General features: G+C 67.9%; 13 protein-coding genes. 7 read left to right on the top strand and 6 right to left on the bottom strand.

Annotated elements, in window-relative coordinates; genetic code table 11:
- Positions 1-26: 26 nt before the first annotated feature.
- From araD to FBX97_RS09395, 5 genes are read left to right on the top strand one after another with little or no spacing between them, the layout of a single operon-like run.
- Complete coding sequence (gene araD, locus FBX97_RS09415) at positions 27-1,760, top strand: L-arabinonate dehydratase (RefSeq protein WP_141830606.1); 1,734 nt, start codon at positions 27-29, stop codon at positions 1,758-1,760.
- 52 nt (positions 1,761-1,812) lie between these two features.
- Positions 1,813-2,910 carry a porin gene (locus tag FBX97_RS09410; RefSeq protein WP_141830604.1) on the top strand — a complete coding sequence of 366 codons (1,098 nt, stop codon included), beginning with the start codon at positions 1,813-1,815 and terminating at the stop codon, positions 2,908-2,910.
- 35 nt (positions 2,911-2,945) lie between these two features.
- Complete coding sequence (locus FBX97_RS09405) at positions 2,946-3,656, top strand: ribonuclease activity regulator RraA (protein WP_141831074.1); 711 nt, start codon at positions 2,946-2,948, stop codon at positions 3,654-3,656.
- On the top strand, positions 3,656-5,230 hold the full coding sequence (locus FBX97_RS09400) for an aldehyde dehydrogenase (NADP(+)) (RefSeq protein WP_221631787.1): 1,575 nt from the start codon (positions 3,656-3,658) through the stop codon (positions 5,228-5,230). The genes FBX97_RS09405 and FBX97_RS09400 overlap by 1 nt, the downstream gene beginning before the upstream one ends.
- A 37-nt stretch (positions 5,231-5,267) precedes the next feature.
- Complete coding sequence (locus FBX97_RS09395; protein WP_255517374.1) at positions 5,268-6,611, top strand: MFS transporter; 1,344 nt, start codon at positions 5,268-5,270, stop codon at positions 6,609-6,611.
- On the opposite strand, the gene FBX97_RS09390 is transcribed toward FBX97_RS09395, so the two are convergent.
- Both FBX97_RS09390 and FBX97_RS09385 read right to left on the bottom strand, forming a co-directional pair.
- On the bottom strand, positions 6,612-8,186 hold the full coding sequence (locus FBX97_RS09390) for an MFS transporter (RefSeq protein ID WP_141830600.1): 1,575 nt from the start codon (positions 8,184-8,186) through the stop codon (positions 6,612-6,614).
- Positions 8,187-8,241: 55 nt separating this feature from the next.
- Positions 8,242-8,823: a GNAT family N-acetyltransferase gene (locus FBX97_RS09385; RefSeq protein ID WP_370457189.1), complete on the bottom strand. Its 582-nt coding sequence runs from the start codon at positions 8,821-8,823 to the stop codon at positions 8,242-8,244.
- On the opposite strand from FBX97_RS09385, the gene FBX97_RS09380 reads away from it, so the two are divergent.
- Positions 8,822-9,349: a PH domain-containing protein gene (locus tag FBX97_RS09380; RefSeq protein WP_141830598.1), complete on the top strand. Its 528-nt coding sequence runs from the start codon at positions 8,822-8,824 to the stop codon at positions 9,347-9,349. The two genes, FBX97_RS09385 and FBX97_RS09380, sit on opposite strands and share 2 nt — an antisense overlap.
- Positions 9,350-9,362: 13 nt before the next feature.
- Here FBX97_RS09380 and FBX97_RS09375 read toward each other — a convergent pair whose 3' ends face one another.
- From FBX97_RS09375 to FBX97_RS09360, 4 genes are all read right to left on the bottom strand, one after another.
- A complete protein-coding gene (locus FBX97_RS09375; RefSeq protein ID WP_141830597.1) occupies positions 9,363-10,361 on the bottom strand; it encodes an aldo/keto reductase in 999 nt (332 codons plus the stop codon).
- Positions 10,358-11,533 (bottom strand): galactokinase, encoded by a 1,176-nt coding sequence (gene galK, locus FBX97_RS09370; RefSeq protein ID WP_141830595.1) that lies wholly within the window; start codon positions 11,531-11,533, stop codon positions 10,358-10,360. Before galK ends, FBX97_RS09375 begins: the two co-directional genes overlap by 4 nt.
- A 1-nt stretch (position 11,534) precedes the next feature.
- Complete coding sequence (locus tag FBX97_RS09365) at positions 11,535-12,578, bottom strand: UDP-glucose--hexose-1-phosphate uridylyltransferase (protein WP_141830594.1); 1,044 nt, start codon at positions 12,576-12,578, stop codon at positions 11,535-11,537.
- A gap of 103 nt (positions 12,579-12,681) precedes the next feature.
- Positions 12,682-13,350, bottom strand: a complete 669-nt coding sequence (locus tag FBX97_RS09360) for a TetR/AcrR family transcriptional regulator (protein WP_141830592.1) — start codon at positions 13,348-13,350, stop codon at positions 12,682-12,684.
- A gap of 122 nt (positions 13,351-13,472) precedes the next feature.
- Between FBX97_RS09360 and FBX97_RS09355 the strand changes: the two genes are divergently transcribed.
- Positions 13,473-14,630, top strand: coding sequence for an epoxide hydrolase family protein (locus FBX97_RS09355; protein WP_141830590.1), 1,158 nt, complete (start codon positions 13,473-13,475; stop codon positions 14,628-14,630).
- Positions 14,631-14,790: the final 160 nt, after the last annotated feature.

The raw sequence follows: 14,790 nt of genomic DNA, 5'->3' as shown, positions 1-14,790 counted from the left end.
GCAAAGCCATTGTCCTCGAGATCATCATGACAAAGAAAACACCTGAGACACTCCGCAGCGCCCGCTGGTTCGCTCCCGACGATCTGCGCTCTTCCGGCCACCGTTCACGCATCATGCAAATGGGCTATTCGCCCGAAGAATTCATGGGCAAGCCGGTGATCGGCATCATCAATACCTGGTCCGACATCAATCCCTGCCACGCCCACTTCAAGCAGCGCGTCGACGACGTCAAGCGCGGCATCCTGCAGGCCGGCGGCTTCCCGATCGAATTGCCGGCCATCTCGTTGTCGGAAAGTGCGGTCAAGCCGACCACCATGATGTACCGCAACCTGCTGGCGATCGAGGCGGAAGAGCTGATCCGCATGCATCCGATCGACGGCGCCGTGCTGATGGGCGGCTGCGACAAGACCACCCCGGGCCTGCTGCTGGGCGCTACCAGCGCGGCCGTGCCCTGCATCTTCATCCCGGCCGGCCCCATGCTGCGCGGTAACTACAAGGGACAGGTGCTGGGCTCCGGCTCGGATGCCTGGAAGTACTGGGACGAACGGCGCGCCGGCAACATCACCGACGAGCAGTGGACCGGCATCGAATTCGGCATCGCGCGCAGCCACGGCACCTGCATGACCATGGGCACGGCCAGCACCATGATGGCGATCGCCGAATCGATCGGCATGACGCTGCCGGGCGCCTCCTCGATCCCGGCCGCCGACGCCAACCACATCCGCATGTGCGCAAACGCCGGGCGCCGCATCGTCGACATGGTGTGGGACGACCTGACCCCGGATAAAATCCAGACCCGCGACGCCTTCGAAAACGCGATCGCGGTGGCGATGGCGATGGGCTGCTCGACGAATGCCGTGATCCACCTGATCGCGATGGCGCGCCGGGCGGGCCAGCAGATCGGACTGGAGGACTTCGACCGCATCAGCCGCATCGTGCCGGTAATCGCCAACATCCGTCCGAGCGGCGAGAAGTACCTGATGGAAGACTTTTTCTATGCCGGCGGCCTGCCGGCGCTGATGAACCGCATCCGCGACAAGCTGCACCTGGACTGCATGACCGTCAACGGCCAGACCATCGGCCAGAATATCGAGGGCGCCGAGGTCTACAACGACGACGTGATCCGCACCCCGGACAACGCGCTGTACCAGGAAGGCGCACTGGCGGTCCTGAAGGGGAATATCGCCCCGGGCGGCTGCGTGATGAAGCCGAGCGCCTGCGAAAAGCGCTTCTACAAGCATACCGGCCCGGCGCTGGTGTTCGACGATTACCCGAGCATGAAGGAAGCGGTCGAACGCGACGACCTCGACGTCACCGCCGACACCGTCATGATCTTGCGTAACGCCGGTCCGCGCGGCGGTCCGGGCATGCCGGAGTGGGGCATGCTGCCGATCCCGAAAAAGCTGGTCAAGCAGGGCGTGCGCGACATGCTGCGGATGTCCGATGCGCGCATGAGCGGCACCAGCTACGGCGCCTGCATCCTGCACGTGGCGCCGGAAGCCTACCTGGGCGGTCCGTTCGCGCTGGTGAAGACCGGCGACATGATCTCGGTCGACATCGCCGAGCGCTCGATCCACCTCAACGTGAGCGACGAGGAACTGGCGCGCCGCCAGGCCGAGTGGCAGGCGCCGCCGCCGCGCTTCGAACGCGGCTACGGCTGGATGTTCTCGCAACACATCCGCCAGGCGAACGAAGGCTGCGACTTCGATTTCCTGCAGACCGATTTCGGCGCGCCGGTGAAGGAGCCGGACATCTTCTGAGACCCGCGGCAAGCCGTACCGGCACTATAAATAGAAGCAATGGAGACACAGCATGAAGAAAACCCTCGCGGCAGCCGTCGCGCTGGCAGTGTTCGCCAACCCGGGCCATCCGGCCTGGGCGCAGAGTAATGTAGCGATCTACGGTGTCGTCGACGCCGGCCTCTCGTTCGAAGCCGGCAACAAGGACGGTTCGATCACCAAGGTCACCGGTGGCGCCGCTTCCGGCTCGCGCCTCGGCTTCCGCGGCACCGAAGACCTGGGCGGCGGCAACACCGCCATGTTCCTGCTCGAGAGCGGCATCCAGGCCGACACCGGCGTCTCCGGGCAGGGGGGCGTGCTGTTCGGACGCCAGGCCTTCGTCGGCATCGGCAACAAGAACCTGGGTAGCGTCACCTTCGGCCGCCAGTACGCGCCGCACTACCTGGTTGCGGTGTTCGTCGATCCCTTCGTCTCCGGCACCGCGGCCGACGAAAAGAACCTGATCAATGCCGTCTCGAACGGCGGCCGCATGGACAACAGCGTCAAGTATGCCAGCCCGGTATGGAACGGCTTCAGCGGCGAGCTGGCCTATGCCGCCGGCGAAATCGCGGGCGACCAGGCGGCCAACCGCTCGCTCGGCTTCTCGCTGGGTTACGACCGCGGTCCGCTGGCCGTGCGCCTGGCCTGGCACGACCACAGCAACGACACCGCGACGGTGCGCCTGGCCAGTGCGCGCAATACGCTGCTGGCGGCGACCTACGACTTCAAGGTGGCCAAGGTGTACCTGGCCTACGGCGTCAACAAGGGGCCGCTCAGCTCGACCCTGCGCAACGCCAACAACCCGTACGGCTACGCCGTAACGCCGACCTCGGCCAGCATCACGCGCGACAGCACCGACGCCCTGGTCGGCCTGAGCGTGCCGCTCGGCGCCCATACGCTGTTGGCGTCGTGGATCCACAAAGACGATAAAGATAAAACGCGGGAAGCGCGCCACCAGGATGCCGACCAGGTCGGCCTCGGCTACCGCTACAACCTGTCGCGCCGCACCGACCTCTACACCATCTATGCGCGCATGCTGAACAAGCATGGCGCCAGCTACACGCTGGGCAACGCGGCCGACGGCGGCAGCGGCGACCGCGCCATCAACCTCGGCATCCGCCACCGCTTCTGAATAACAACCATCCCAAGGAGAACACCATGCAAAAAATGAACGAAGCCACCCGCCAGAAGCTGAAAGGCGTCAGCGTGGCCACCCTGTGCACGGCGCTGTTCAAGCGCGGCCTGCGCAACCAGTACATCCAGGACGTGCGTCCGCTCAGCGCCGACAAGGGCACCATGGTCGGCGAAGCCTACACGCTGCGCTACATCCCGGCGCGCGAAGACCTGAATCCGATCGCCGTGTTCCAGGACCGCGCCCACCCGCAGCGCAAGGCGGTGGAAGAGTGCCCGCCGGGCGCCGTGCTGGTCATCGACAGCCGCAAGGACGCGCGCGCCGCGTCGGCCGGCTCGATCCTGGTGTCGCGCCTGATGGTGCGCGGCGTGGCCGGCGTCGTCACCGACGGCGGCTTCCGCGATTCGCCGGAGATCGCGGCGCTGGCGATCCCGAGCTATCACGCGCGCCCGTCCTCGCCGACCAACCTGACCCTGCACCAGGCGCTCGACATCAACGTGCCGATCGGCTGCGGCGACGCCGCCGTGTTCCCGGGCGACGTGATCGTGGGCGATGCCGAAGGCGTGATCGTGATCCCGGCGAACATCGCCGACGAGATCGCCGACGAGGCGGTCGAGATGACCGCCTTCGAGGATTTCGTCACCGAACAGGTGCTGGGCGGCCGTTCGATCCTGGGCCTGTACCCGCCGACCGACCCGGACGTGAAGGACCTGTTCGCGACCTGGCGCCAGGCGAAGGGCCGCTGATCATGATGAATGGAGATGCCATCATCGGTGCTGCTTCCGTGCGCGGTGCCGAGGGCGAGTTCCGCGCCGTCGACCCGTCCAGCGGCGCCGAGATCGAACCCGCGTTCGGCCTGGCCGGCAGCGCCGACGTGGAACGGGCCTGCACGCTGGCCTGGGACGCCTTCGACGCCTACCGTGCCACCACGCCGGATGTCCGCGCCGGCTTCCTCGAATGCATCGCCCGCAACATCCTCGACATCGGCGACGACCTGATCGTGCGCGCGATCCAGGAATCCGGGCTGCCGCGGGCCCGCCTCGAAGGCGAGCGCGCGCGTACCGTCGGCCAGCTGCGCCTGTTCGCCGCCACCGTGCGCGAAGGCGGCTGGATGGACTTGCACATCGACGAAGCCATGCCGGCGCGCCAGCCGCTGCCACGCGCCGACCTGCGCCAGCGCCACATCGGCCTGGGCCCGGTCGCGGTGTTCGGCGCGTCGAATTTCCCGCTGGCGTTCTCGGTGGCCGGCGGCGATACCGCGTCAAGCCTGGCGGCCGGCTGCCCGGTCGTGGTCAAGGCGCACGGCGCCCATCCCGGCACCTCGGCGCTGGTCGGACGTGCCGTGCAGGGCGCGGTGCGCGAGTGCGGCTTGCCCGAAGGCGTGTTCTCGATGCTGTTCGCGTCGAACGAGGTGGCGATCCGGCTGGTCACCGACGCCCGCATCAAGGCGGTCGGCTTCACCGGCTCGCGCCGCGGCGGCCTGGCCCTGGTGGCGGCGGCCAACGCGCGCCCGGAACCGATCCCGGTGTACGCCGAGATGAGCAGCATCAATCCGGTATGCCTGCTGCCGGCCGCACTGGGCAGGCGTGCGGCTGGCATCGGCCAGGGTTTCATCGCATCGCTGACGCTGGGGTCGGGCCAGTTCTGCACCAACCCGGGCCTGGTGCTGGCGCTGGCTGGCCCGGATGCCGACGTCTTCCTCGCCGCTGCGGCCGACGCGCTGGGTGGACAGATCGGCACCACCATGCTCACCCCCGGTATCCACGGCGCCTACTGCGCCGGCGTCGAGCGCCTGGGTGGCGTGCCGGGCGTGACGACGGTCGCACGCGGCCTGGCCGGCAACGGTCCGCACGCCGGCCAGGCTGCGCTGTTCACCACCGGTGCCGCCGCCTTCCTGTCGGACCCGGCGCTGCAGGACGAGATCTTCGGCGCCAGTTCGCTGGTGGTACTCTGCACGGATATGGAAGAGATGCGCCGCGTGCTCGAAGCCCTGGAAGGGCAGCTGACCGCGACACTGCAGATGGACGACGACGACATCGGCCACGCCCGCATGCTGCTGCCGGCGCTGGAGCGCCGCGCCGGCCGCATCCTGGTCAACGGCTATCCGACCGGTGTCGAAGTCAGCGACGCGATGGTGCACGGCGGCCCGTTCCCGGCGACGTCCGATGCGCGCGCGACCTCGGTCGGCACGCTGGCGATCCGGCGCTTCCTGCGTCCGGTGTGCTACCAGGACTTCCCGGCGGCGCTGCTGCCGGCGCCGCTGGCCGCGCCCGAGGCGTATCCGCGCCGCGTGAACGGCAGCCCGCTGCTCGGGGCATGACCGGCTGAGGCGCAGCAAACAATATCAGGAGACAATCGTGAATCAAACCGCAAGCGAAGCAAGCGCAAAAATCTACAGCCCCGAGCTGGCGCGCGCCATCGGCAAGGTGAAATGGCGGGTGCTGCCGCTGTTCGTCATCATGTTCATCGCCAACTACATCGACCGGGTCAACATCGGCTTCGTCCGGCCGCACCTGAGCGCCGATCTCGGCATCGGCGCGGCCGCCTTCGGCTTCGGCGCCGGCCTGTTCTTCGTCGGCTACGCGCTGTTCGAGGTGCCGTCGAACATGATGCTGCAGCGCTTCGGCGCCAAGGCCTGGCTGACCCGCATCATGGCCACCTGGGGCATCGCCGCCACCGCCATGGCCTTCGTCCAGGGCGAGATGTCCTTCTATGCGCTGCGCTTCCTGCTCGGTGTGGCCGAAGCCGGCTTCTTCCCGGGCGTGGTGTATTACTTCACGCGCTGGCTGCCGCGCGCCGAGCGCGGCAAGGCGATGGCGGTGTTCCTCAGCGGCTCGGCGGCGGCCTCGATCCTGTCCGGCCCGGTCTCCGGCGGCCTGCTGCAGGTCGAAGGCATGGGGCTGCACGGCTGGCAGTGGATGTTCATCATCGAAGGCCTGTTTTCGGTGCTGCTGTGCGGCGCGGTGTGGTTCATCCTCGATTCCGACCCGAAGGACGCCAAGTGGCTCAGCGACGTCGAGCGCAACGCCCTGGTCGGCGAGATCGCGTCCGAGCAGAAGGAACGCGAATCGCAGCAGCTGTCCCACGCCAGCGCCTGGACGCTGCTGCGCGACTCCCAGATCGCGCTGTTCTGCCTGATCTACTTCCTGATCTCGCTGACGATCTACGGCACCACCTTCTGGCTGCCGACCATCATCAAGAAGATGGGCCACTACACCGAGTTCCAGGTCGGCCTGTTCAACTCGATCCCGTGGATCATCTCGATCGTGGCGATGTACGTGTTCGCTGCGCTGGCGCAGCGCTTCAAGTTCCAGCAGGGCTGGGCCGCGGCCGCGTTCGCGGTGGCCGGCGTCGGTATGTTCGCCTCGGCCTCGACCGCGAATCCGGTGTACGGCTTCGTCGCCATCTGCTTCGCCGCGATCGGCTTCAAGGCGGCATCGTCGCTGTTCTGGCCAATTCCGCAGTCCTACCTCGACGTCCGTATCGCGGCAGCGGTGATCGCGCTGATCAATTCGCTCGGCAACCTGGGCGGCTTCGTGGCGCCGGCGGCCTTCGGCATGCTGGAGCAGCGCACCGGCTCGATCCAGGGCGGCCTGTACGGCCTGGCGATCGCCTCGCTGCTGGGCGCGGTGGTGGTATTCTTTGCGCGCAACCGGCCGAAAAAGGGGGCGCCCGGCACGCCGGCGACCGTCGCCGGCTGATCAGCCCCGTGTGCGTGTGCGGCCGAGCATGGTCCACGCGCTCACCGCGCCGCCCAGCGCCAGCAGCGCCGAGATCCCCATTACCCAGCGGAAACCGTGCACGAAGGCGCCAGCAACCGCTTCCTGTACGCGCGCGCGGTCTGTTGGCGCCGTCGACGGCGGCAGCGCCGGTGCGGCCAGCTTGCCGCGCTGCGTTTCCAGCTGCAAGCGGACCGCTGCCGGCAATGGCGCGGCCGCGATGCGCCGCTCGAGTTCCGCGTCGTAGACGCGCTGCATCACGATCCCCAGCAGGGCGATCGCCAGCAGGCCGGCCGCGCGCGAGACGGCATTGTTGACCCCTGAGGCCAGTCCGGCGTGGGCAGCATCGAGCGCATTCATGACGGTGGTGGTCAGCGGCGCCACGGTCACCGCCATGCCCAAGCCCAGCACTAGGATCGCCGGAAAGAAGGTGGTCCAGTAGCCGCCGCCGGCGCCGGGCAGCATGAAGGCGGCGAAGCCGGCCGCGGCGATCGCCGGCCCGAGCACCAGCGGCAGGCGCGCCCCGTGGCGGTCGACCAGGCCGCCGGCCCAGCCCGACAGCGCGAACATGATCAGGATGAAGGGCACCAGCGCGGCGCCGGCCTGCGTCGCGGTGTAGCCCTGCACCCAGATCAGGTCGAGCGGCAGGAAGAACATCAGCGCGCCCAGCGCCGCGTACAGCAGCAGGGTCAGCAGGTTGGCGGCGCTGAAGTCGCGTACCCGGAACAGCGCCAGCGGCAGCAGCGGCGCGGGGTGGCGGCGTTCCGCGATCACGAAGGCGGCCAGGGCCAGCGCTGCCAGCGCCAGGCTGGCGACGACGCCGGCGTCGCGCCAGCCGCGCGCCGGCGCCTCGATCAAGCCGTAGACGAGGCCGCCGAGCGCCAGGCTGGCCAGCAGCGCCCCGGTCCAGTCCAGCCGGGCGCGGCCGCCGCTGCGGCTTTCCGGCACGTGGCGGAAGGTCAGCACCAGCACCGCCAGCACGAAGGGAATGTTTACCAGGAAGGCATAGCGCCACGACAGGTGCTCGATCAGGAAGCCGCCCAGCACCGGACCGACCGCGGCCGTGATCGCGGTCCAGCCCGACCAGGTGCCGATCGCCTTGCCGCGCAGCTGCTCCGGGAACGAGGCGCTGATCAGCGCCAGGCTGCCCGGCACCAGCAGCGCACCGCCGACACCCTGCAGGGCGCGTGCCCAGATCAGCCCGTCGATGGTCCGGGCCAGCCCGCAGCAGGTCGAGGCGGCGCCGAACACCAGCACGCCGCCGGCAAACACGCGGCGCCGGCCGTAGCGGTCGCCCATGGCGCCGCCGAGCAGCAGCAGGGCGGTCAGCAGCAGGGCATACGCTTCGACCACCCATTGTGCCCCGGCGACGCCGCTGTCGAAGGCTTGCTGCAGCGCCGGCAGGGCGACGTTGACGACGGTGCCGTCGATGAAGACCATGCTGGAAGCCAGGATGCTGTTGGCCAGCACCCAGGGACGGGCTTGCGGCGTGCACAGCGCGGCGGCATCTTGGCCGCGGGTGGGCGCGGTATCGGGCTGGTGTGGGATGGGATGCATGGCACCACTCTAACCGCCTGGCATGCGCAGGTCCGCCGGCGGGGTTTGACCCGCGTCAGGCCGCGGCGTCTTCGGTTACGTTCTTTTCCATGAACACCGAATGCGGATCCGCCGGATAATCGCCGAACGGGCCACGGCAGCGATAACCCAGGCGTTCATACACCACCAGCGCTTCCGCCTGCGCGGGTCCGGTCTCGAGCAGGAACGTTCGGGCGCCATGCGCGATGGCTTTCGCTTCCAGTGCCGTCATCAGCCTGCGCGCCAGACCCTGGCCGCGCGCCTGTGGCCGCACATACACCCGCTTGATTTCGCCGTAGCCCGGTTGCATGACCATCGCGCCGCAGCCGACCGGCGCACCGGCGGCATCGCGCAGCACGGCGAAGAATACGTTCGGTTCGCACAGCGACGCGATATCCAGCGCATACACGCTTTCGGCCGGATAAATCGAATATAGATAGGCGTCTAGTTCGGCAATCAGCGCACGCACGCCGGGCTGGTCCGGGGATTCGAATATGACCTGCATGGTTTTTTCATGAGCGGTGAGAAAGGGGAGTATATCGTTATTCATACCGAAATAATCCGCCCGGTCCATTCCACCTGGAATAAACTGAGGCACCCGCATTTGCTTCGACACCATGTCATCCGACCCGATTACCCTGCGCGCCCGCTTCAATCCGCTGATCAAGCCATTCCTGGTCATGCAAATCGGCGTGACGATGATATTCACCGTGGTCGGCATTCCACTGGCCGTGATCTGGTTCCTGGGCGTCGGCCGCTGGTGGGCCCAGCATTATTTCGACCGGCTCGAATGCCAGCTCGGCGAGCGCAGCCTGCGCTTTCGCAAAGGCATCCTGGTCACGACCGAAAAGACGATCCCGCTGGAGAATATCCAGGACGTCACCTTCATCGAGGGGCCGATCCTGAAGTATTTCAACCTCAGCACGCTGAAGTTCGAAACTGCCGGCCACAGCGTGGGCCAGGCCTCGGACATGCGCCTGACCGGCATCGTCGACGCCCAGGCCTTCCGCAGCAGGATCATCGAGGCGCGCGAGGCCCTGCGCCATCCGGCGCCGCATGCGCACGACGATCCGCAACTGGCGGTGCTGCGCTCGATCGAATCGAAGCTGGACGAGATCGCGGCGCTGCTGCGCGCAAAGCAGTAGGCCCCCTGCAGTCTCAGACGCCGGCGAGAATCGTCTCCACCGCGGCAATTTCGTCGGCTGTCAACGCCGGCATCTGCATGGCGCGCACCGCTTCCAGCACCTGTTCCGGCTTGCTGGCGCCGATCAGCACCGAGGTGATCGCCGGCTGGCGCTTGACCCAGCGCAGCGCCAGCTGGGCCAGCGACCCGCCGCCCTCGCGCGCGACGGCATCGAGGGCACGCGCAATGCGCAGGCGCCCGTCGTTCACGTGTTCCGGCTTCAGGAAGCCAGCGCCGCCGGCCGCGCGCGAATCGCCGGGCAGGGCGCCGCCCAGGTAGCGGTCGCTCAGCAGGCCCTGGGCCAGCGGCGAAAACGCCACGCCGCCGATACCTTCCTGTTCCAGCACCGGCAGCAGGTCGGCCTCGGCCGCGCGCACCAGCATGCTGTACTTCGACTGGTTGACGATGCAGGGCGTGCCCAGGCGGCGCAACTCGGCGGCTGCGCGCCGGGTCTGTTCGCCGTTGTAGTTCGAGATGCCGGCGTACAGCGCGCGGCCGCTGCGCACGATCCAGTCGAGCGCCGCCATCGTTTCCTCGAGCGGCGTGTCGGGGTCCGGGCGGTGGTGATAGAAGACGTCGACGTAGTCCAGTCCCATGCGTTTCAGGCTCTGGTCCAGGCTCGCGACCAGGTATTTGCGGCTGCCCCAGTCGCCGTAGGGACCCGGCCACATCGTGTAGCCGGCCTTGGTGCAGACCACGATCTCGTCGCGGTAGGGCCGCAGGTCGGCTTCGAGCAGGCGTCCGAAATTGCTTTCGGCGGACCCCGGCGGCGGGCCGTAGTTGTTGGCCAGGTCGAAGCAGGTGATGCCCTGGTCGAACGCCGTGCGCACGATGGCGCGCTGGCGCTCGAGGTCGGCCCCGGCGCCGAAGTTGTGCCACAGGCCGAGCGACACCGCCGGCAGGCGCAGGCCGCTGCGCCCGCAATGCGGGTAGGGCATGGCCGCATAACGCCCGGCAGGCGGCGTCCAGCTCATTCGGCGATGGTCCCGGCACCCGCTGCCGCGCGGCACACGTAGATGGTCGACAGCTGCCCCTTCGGCCCGCGGTAGTCGCGCTCGACCGCCGTTTCGGTGGCCTCGACCAGGTCCTGCGGCACCAGCGCCACCACGCAGCCGCCGAAGCCGCCGCCGGTCATGCGCACGCCGCCGCGGTCGCCGATCGTAGCCTTGACGATCTCGACCAGCTGGTCGATCAGCGGCACGGTGATCTCGAAGTCGTCGCGCATCGACGCGTGCGAGGCCGCCATCAGCTGGCCCATGCGCGCCAGGTCGCCGGCCGCCAGCGCTTCGGATGCGGCCAGCACGCGCTCGTTCTCGGTGACCACGTGGCGCGCGCGGCGCAGCGTCATCGGATCGAGTTCGGCGCCGCGCTGCTCCAGCATGGCCATGTCGACGTCGCGCAGGGCCGGCACGCCGAAGTGGCGGGCGGCGGCTTCGCACTGTTCGCGCCGGGTGTTGTATTCGCTGTCCACCAGGCCGCGTTCCACGTGCGAGTGGAAGATCATGATGGCCGCGCCCTCGGGGATCGGCACCGGCTTCACGTCGAGCGAACGGCAGTCGATCATCAGCGCGTGGCCTTCCTTGCCGCAGGCGGAGCTGATCTGGTCCATGTTGCCGCACTTGGTGCCGACGAATTCGTTTTCGGCACGCTGGGCGGCCAGGGCGATGTCGATCGGCGTGAGCTGGTCGTAGCCGGGCAGGGCGGCGAACAGGGTGCCGATCGCCACCATCAGCGAGGCCGACGACGACAGGCCGGCGCCCTGCGGCACGTCGCCCGCGATCACCAGGTCCATGCCCTGCACCGGCAAGCCCTGCTTTTCGCCGAAAGCGAGCAGGTCCTGCACCATGCCGCGCACGTAGTTGGCCCACATCGGCTGGTCCAGGCGTTCGATCGGGGCGTCCATGCGGAACTCGTCGCCCGCATTGTCGTAATCGGCGGCCACCACGTGGACTACGGTATCGTCGCGCAGGCGCGCGGCGATCACGGTGCGGTAGTCGATGGCGCAGGGCAGCACCAGGCCGTCGTTGTAGTCGGTGTGCTCGCCGATCAGGTTGACGCGTCCCGGTGCCTGTACCAGCAGCGGTGCCGGTTCGCCGAAGGTGCTCTCGAAAACGCTGGCCACGCGGGCCGTCAGGGTTGTGCTCATATTATTCAGGTTGTGGATTGTTCAGGTAATGCACGTCGGACTGGGCGCGCAGCTGGGCGGCCGCCTGTTCCGGTGTCAGGTCGCGCTGGGCTTCGGCCAGCATCTCGAAGCCGACCATGAACTTGCGCACCGAGGCCGAGCGCAGCAGCGGCGGATAGAAATGCGCGTGCAGCTGCCATGGGGCGCCGTCTTCGTCATTGTAGGGCGCGCCGTGCCAGCCCATCGAGTACGGGAACGAGGTCTGGAACAGGTTGTCGTAGCGCGTGGTGAGCTGTTTCAGCGCCAGCGCCAGGTCGGCGCGCTGTTCCTGGCCCAGGTCTTCCAGGCGCCGCACGGAAAAGCGTGGCAGCAGCAGGATTTCGAAGGGCCAGGCCGCCCAGTAGGGCACGATGGCCAGCCAGTGCGCGGTCTTGACCACCACGCGCTCGCTATCAAGCTCGCGCTCAACCACGTCGAGCAGCATCGGGCGACCCTGGTCGGCGAAGTACGCGCGCTGGCGCTCGTCTTCGGCGGCCGGCAGTTCGGGCAGGAAGCTGGTGGCCCAGATCTGGCCGTGCGGGTGCGGGTTGGAGCAGCCCATCACCGCGCCCTTGTTCTCGAAGACCTGCACCCAGGGATAGGTCTTGCCGAGTTCCGCGCTCTGCTCGCACCAGGTGTCGATCACGCCTTCGATGGCGGGCAGCTCGAGCAGCGGCAGCGACTTGCTGTGGTCGGGTGAGAAGCAGATCACGCGGCTGGTGCCGCGCGCGCTCATGCTCTGGAACAGCGGATCGGCGCCGCCGGGGGCGTCCGGCGTGTCCGGCGTCAGCGCGGCGAAGTCGTTTTCGAAGACGTAGGTGCCGCTGTAGTCCGGGTTCTTGACGCCGTTGACGCGGGTATTGCCGGCGCACAGGTAGCAGCTCGGGTCATGCGCGGGCCGCGGTGCGCGGTCGACCGCTTCCTGCTGGCCCTGCCAGGGGCGCTTGGCGCGGTGCGGCGACACCAGCACCCAGTCGCCGGAGAGCGGGTTGTAGCGGCGGTGCGGATGGTCGGTTGGATTGAACATGGGTTTCCTTGCAGATGCCGTTCAAAAAACCGTATCTTACCCGTACAAGGAATTATGTTGTTTTCAAGTCCGTGAGCAGTGCGCGGGTTGCGGAAAAATGCCTTTATTCCCAGCCATCCAGCAGGCCTGACCCGATCAGCGTGTCGACCGCGGTAGGGAGGGCGGCGTGGGCCGCCTGCCGCAGCGTAGCCGGCTCGGCGCCGAGCAGGGCGCGCAGCAGCGCCGGCGCCAGGACTCGGTCGACCAGCGCCGCCGCCGGTGCAGCCGCGCCGGCGACATCGCCTGCGGCTTGCGCATTCGTCCCAGCTGGCCGGGCGGCGATTGCCATGGCGATGTGACGCTCGCCGATCCGGTCCAGGATCCGGGCGGCGCCCGTGGCGCCGGACTGCAGGCGCGGGGCTTCCGCCACGATCAGGCGCAGCAGGGCCACCGCATCCGGCTGCAGCAACTGCCCGACCACCGCGTCCGCGGCGCCCAGCAGGCGTTCACGCAGCGGCGCATCGGCGGTGGCAGGTGCCGCGTCCTTCAGCAGGCGCCCGAGCTTGTACTCGATCACCGCCGTCAGCAGCGCCGTCTTGTTGGCGTAACGCGCATAGATGCTGGCCTTGCCGGCGCGCGCTTCTTGCGCCACCTGGTCGCAGCTGGTTCCTTCGAATCCCAGTTCCAGGAACAAGCGCGTCGCGGCGTCGAGCAGGCGCTCTTCGATGTCGCCCTTGCGCGCCAGGGGTGGCCGCCCGCCGGCGCCACGCCGGATCGGCTCTGCTGCGTTCATACATCTCCTAACGAAATCATGTGGAAGAATTATCAAACATGCTAGACTGAACCGTTCAGTTCAGTTATTTGATCATTCACGGCATCAATTTTACGCGGCCCACCCTCTGGAAAGGAAATACAATGTCCGACGCAGTGCACCAGTTTCACCTGTCCGTTCCCCAGTCCGACCTCGACGACCTGCATACGCGCCTGGCGCGCACCCGCTGGCCGGATGCGGAAACCGTGCGCGATACCAGCCAGGGGCCGCAATTGGCGAAACTGCGCGCGCTGGCGGCGCGCTGGCAGGACGGCTACGACTGGCGCCGCTGCGAACGCCTGCTGAACGACCTGGGACAGTACCGCACGGAGATCGATGGTCTCGATATCCATTTCCTTCATGTGCGCTCGCCCGAACCGGATGCGATGCCCTTGCTGCTGACCCATGGCTGGCCTGGCTCGGTACTGGAATTCCGCAAGGTCATCGGTCCTCTCACGGATCCTGTTGCGCATGGCGGCGACGCGCGCGATGCCTTCCACCTCGTGATCCCGTCGATGCCGGGCTTCGGCTTTTCCGGCAAGCCGACCGCCACCGGCTGGAACGTGGGCCGTATCGCCGGGGCCTGGACGACACTGATGGCGCGCCTCGGCTACACGCGCTGGGCCGCGCAAGGCGGCGACTGGGGCGCTGCCGTGACCACCACCCTCGGCTACATGGCGCCGCCGTCGCTCGTCGGCATCCACCTGAACATGGTGATGTTCCATCCGACCGAGGAGGAGTGCGCGGCCGCCACCCCGGAGGAGAAAACCATGCTGGATGCGGCCCGGCGCTACGACGAGGAATTTTCAGGCTACTTCAAGGTGCAGGCCACGCGCCCGCAATCGGTCGGCTTCGCGCTGGCCGATTCCCCGGTCGGCCTGGCGGCCTGGATCTACGCCTTGTTCCAGGACGTGTCCGACAGCGGCGCCGACCCCGAGCGCGTCTTCGAGCTGGACGACCTGATCGACGACATCATGCTGTACTGGCTGACCAACAGCGGGGCCAGTTCGGCGCGGCTGTACTGGGAAGCCATGCAGTCGATGCGCCAGGGCGGCACGCCGACCGCGCCGATGCAGACGCCGGCCTCGATCAGCATGTTCCCGGGCGAGCAGCTCAGGCTGTCGAAGCGCTGGGCCGAGCGCCGTTTCGGGCACCTTGTCCATTTCAATGAACTGGACAAGGGTGGCCACTTCGCGGCCCTGGAGCAGCCGGCCGTGTTTACCGACGAGGTGCGCGCCGCCTTCCGCTTTGCGCGAGGCTGATCAGTTCCCGATTGCCACCCGGCGCGATCCGTCGCGGTGGCTGGCCGGCACCGCATCGATGAAACGCATTCCGCCGACTCTGTTCTCCACGCTGGGCAGCCAGGCGCTCGACTTACCCGCACGGGAGATGATGCCGTTTTCAACTCGCTGAGCAGTGTGC

The organism is Herbaspirillum sp. SJZ107 (genome assembly GCF_006715485.1).
GTDB lineage: Bacteria > Pseudomonadota > Gammaproteobacteria > Burkholderiales > Burkholderiaceae_D > Telluria.
This window is presented reverse-complemented; position numbering and strand designations above follow the sequence as displayed.

What these genes read in the sequence shown, in the direction of transcription:
- araD (WP_141830606.1), top strand. Translation starts at nt 27, where the DNA reads ATGACAAAGAAAACACCTGAGACACTCCGCAGCGCCCGCTGGTTCGCT.
- FBX97_RS09410 (WP_141830604.1), top strand. Translation starts at nt 1,813, where the DNA reads ATGAAGAAAACCCTCGCGGCAGCCGTCGCGCTGGCAGTGTTCGCCAAC.
- FBX97_RS09405 (WP_141831074.1), top strand. Translation starts at nt 2,946, where the DNA reads ATGAACGAAGCCACCCGCCAGAAGCTGAAAGGCGTCAGCGTGGCCACC.
- FBX97_RS09390 (WP_141830600.1), bottom strand. Translation starts at nt 8,186, where the DNA reads ATGCATCCCATCCCACACCAGCCCGATACCGCGCCCACCCGCGGCCAA.
- FBX97_RS09380 (WP_141830598.1), top strand. Translation starts at nt 8,822, where the DNA reads ATGTCATCCGACCCGATTACCCTGCGCGCCCGCTTCAATCCGCTGATC.
- FBX97_RS09385 (WP_370457189.1), bottom strand. Translation starts at nt 8,823, where the DNA reads ATGGTGTCGAAGCAAATGCGGGTGCCTCAGTTTATTCCAGGTGGAATG.
- FBX97_RS09375 (WP_141830597.1), bottom strand. Translation starts at nt 10,361, where the DNA reads ATGAGCTGGACGCCGCCTGCCGGGCGTTATGCGGCCATGCCCTACCCG.
- galK (WP_141830595.1), bottom strand. Translation starts at nt 11,533, where the DNA reads ATGAGCACAACCCTGACGGCCCGCGTGGCCAGCGTTTTCGAGAGCACC.
- FBX97_RS09365 (WP_141830594.1), bottom strand. Translation starts at nt 12,578, where the DNA reads ATGTTCAATCCAACCGACCATCCGCACCGCCGCTACAACCCGCTCTCC.
- FBX97_RS09360 (WP_141830592.1), bottom strand. Translation starts at nt 13,350, where the DNA reads ATGAACGCAGCAGAGCCGATCCGGCGTGGCGCCGGCGGGCGGCCACCC.
- FBX97_RS09355 (WP_141830590.1), top strand. Translation starts at nt 13,473, where the DNA reads ATGTCCGACGCAGTGCACCAGTTTCACCTGTCCGTTCCCCAGTCCGAC.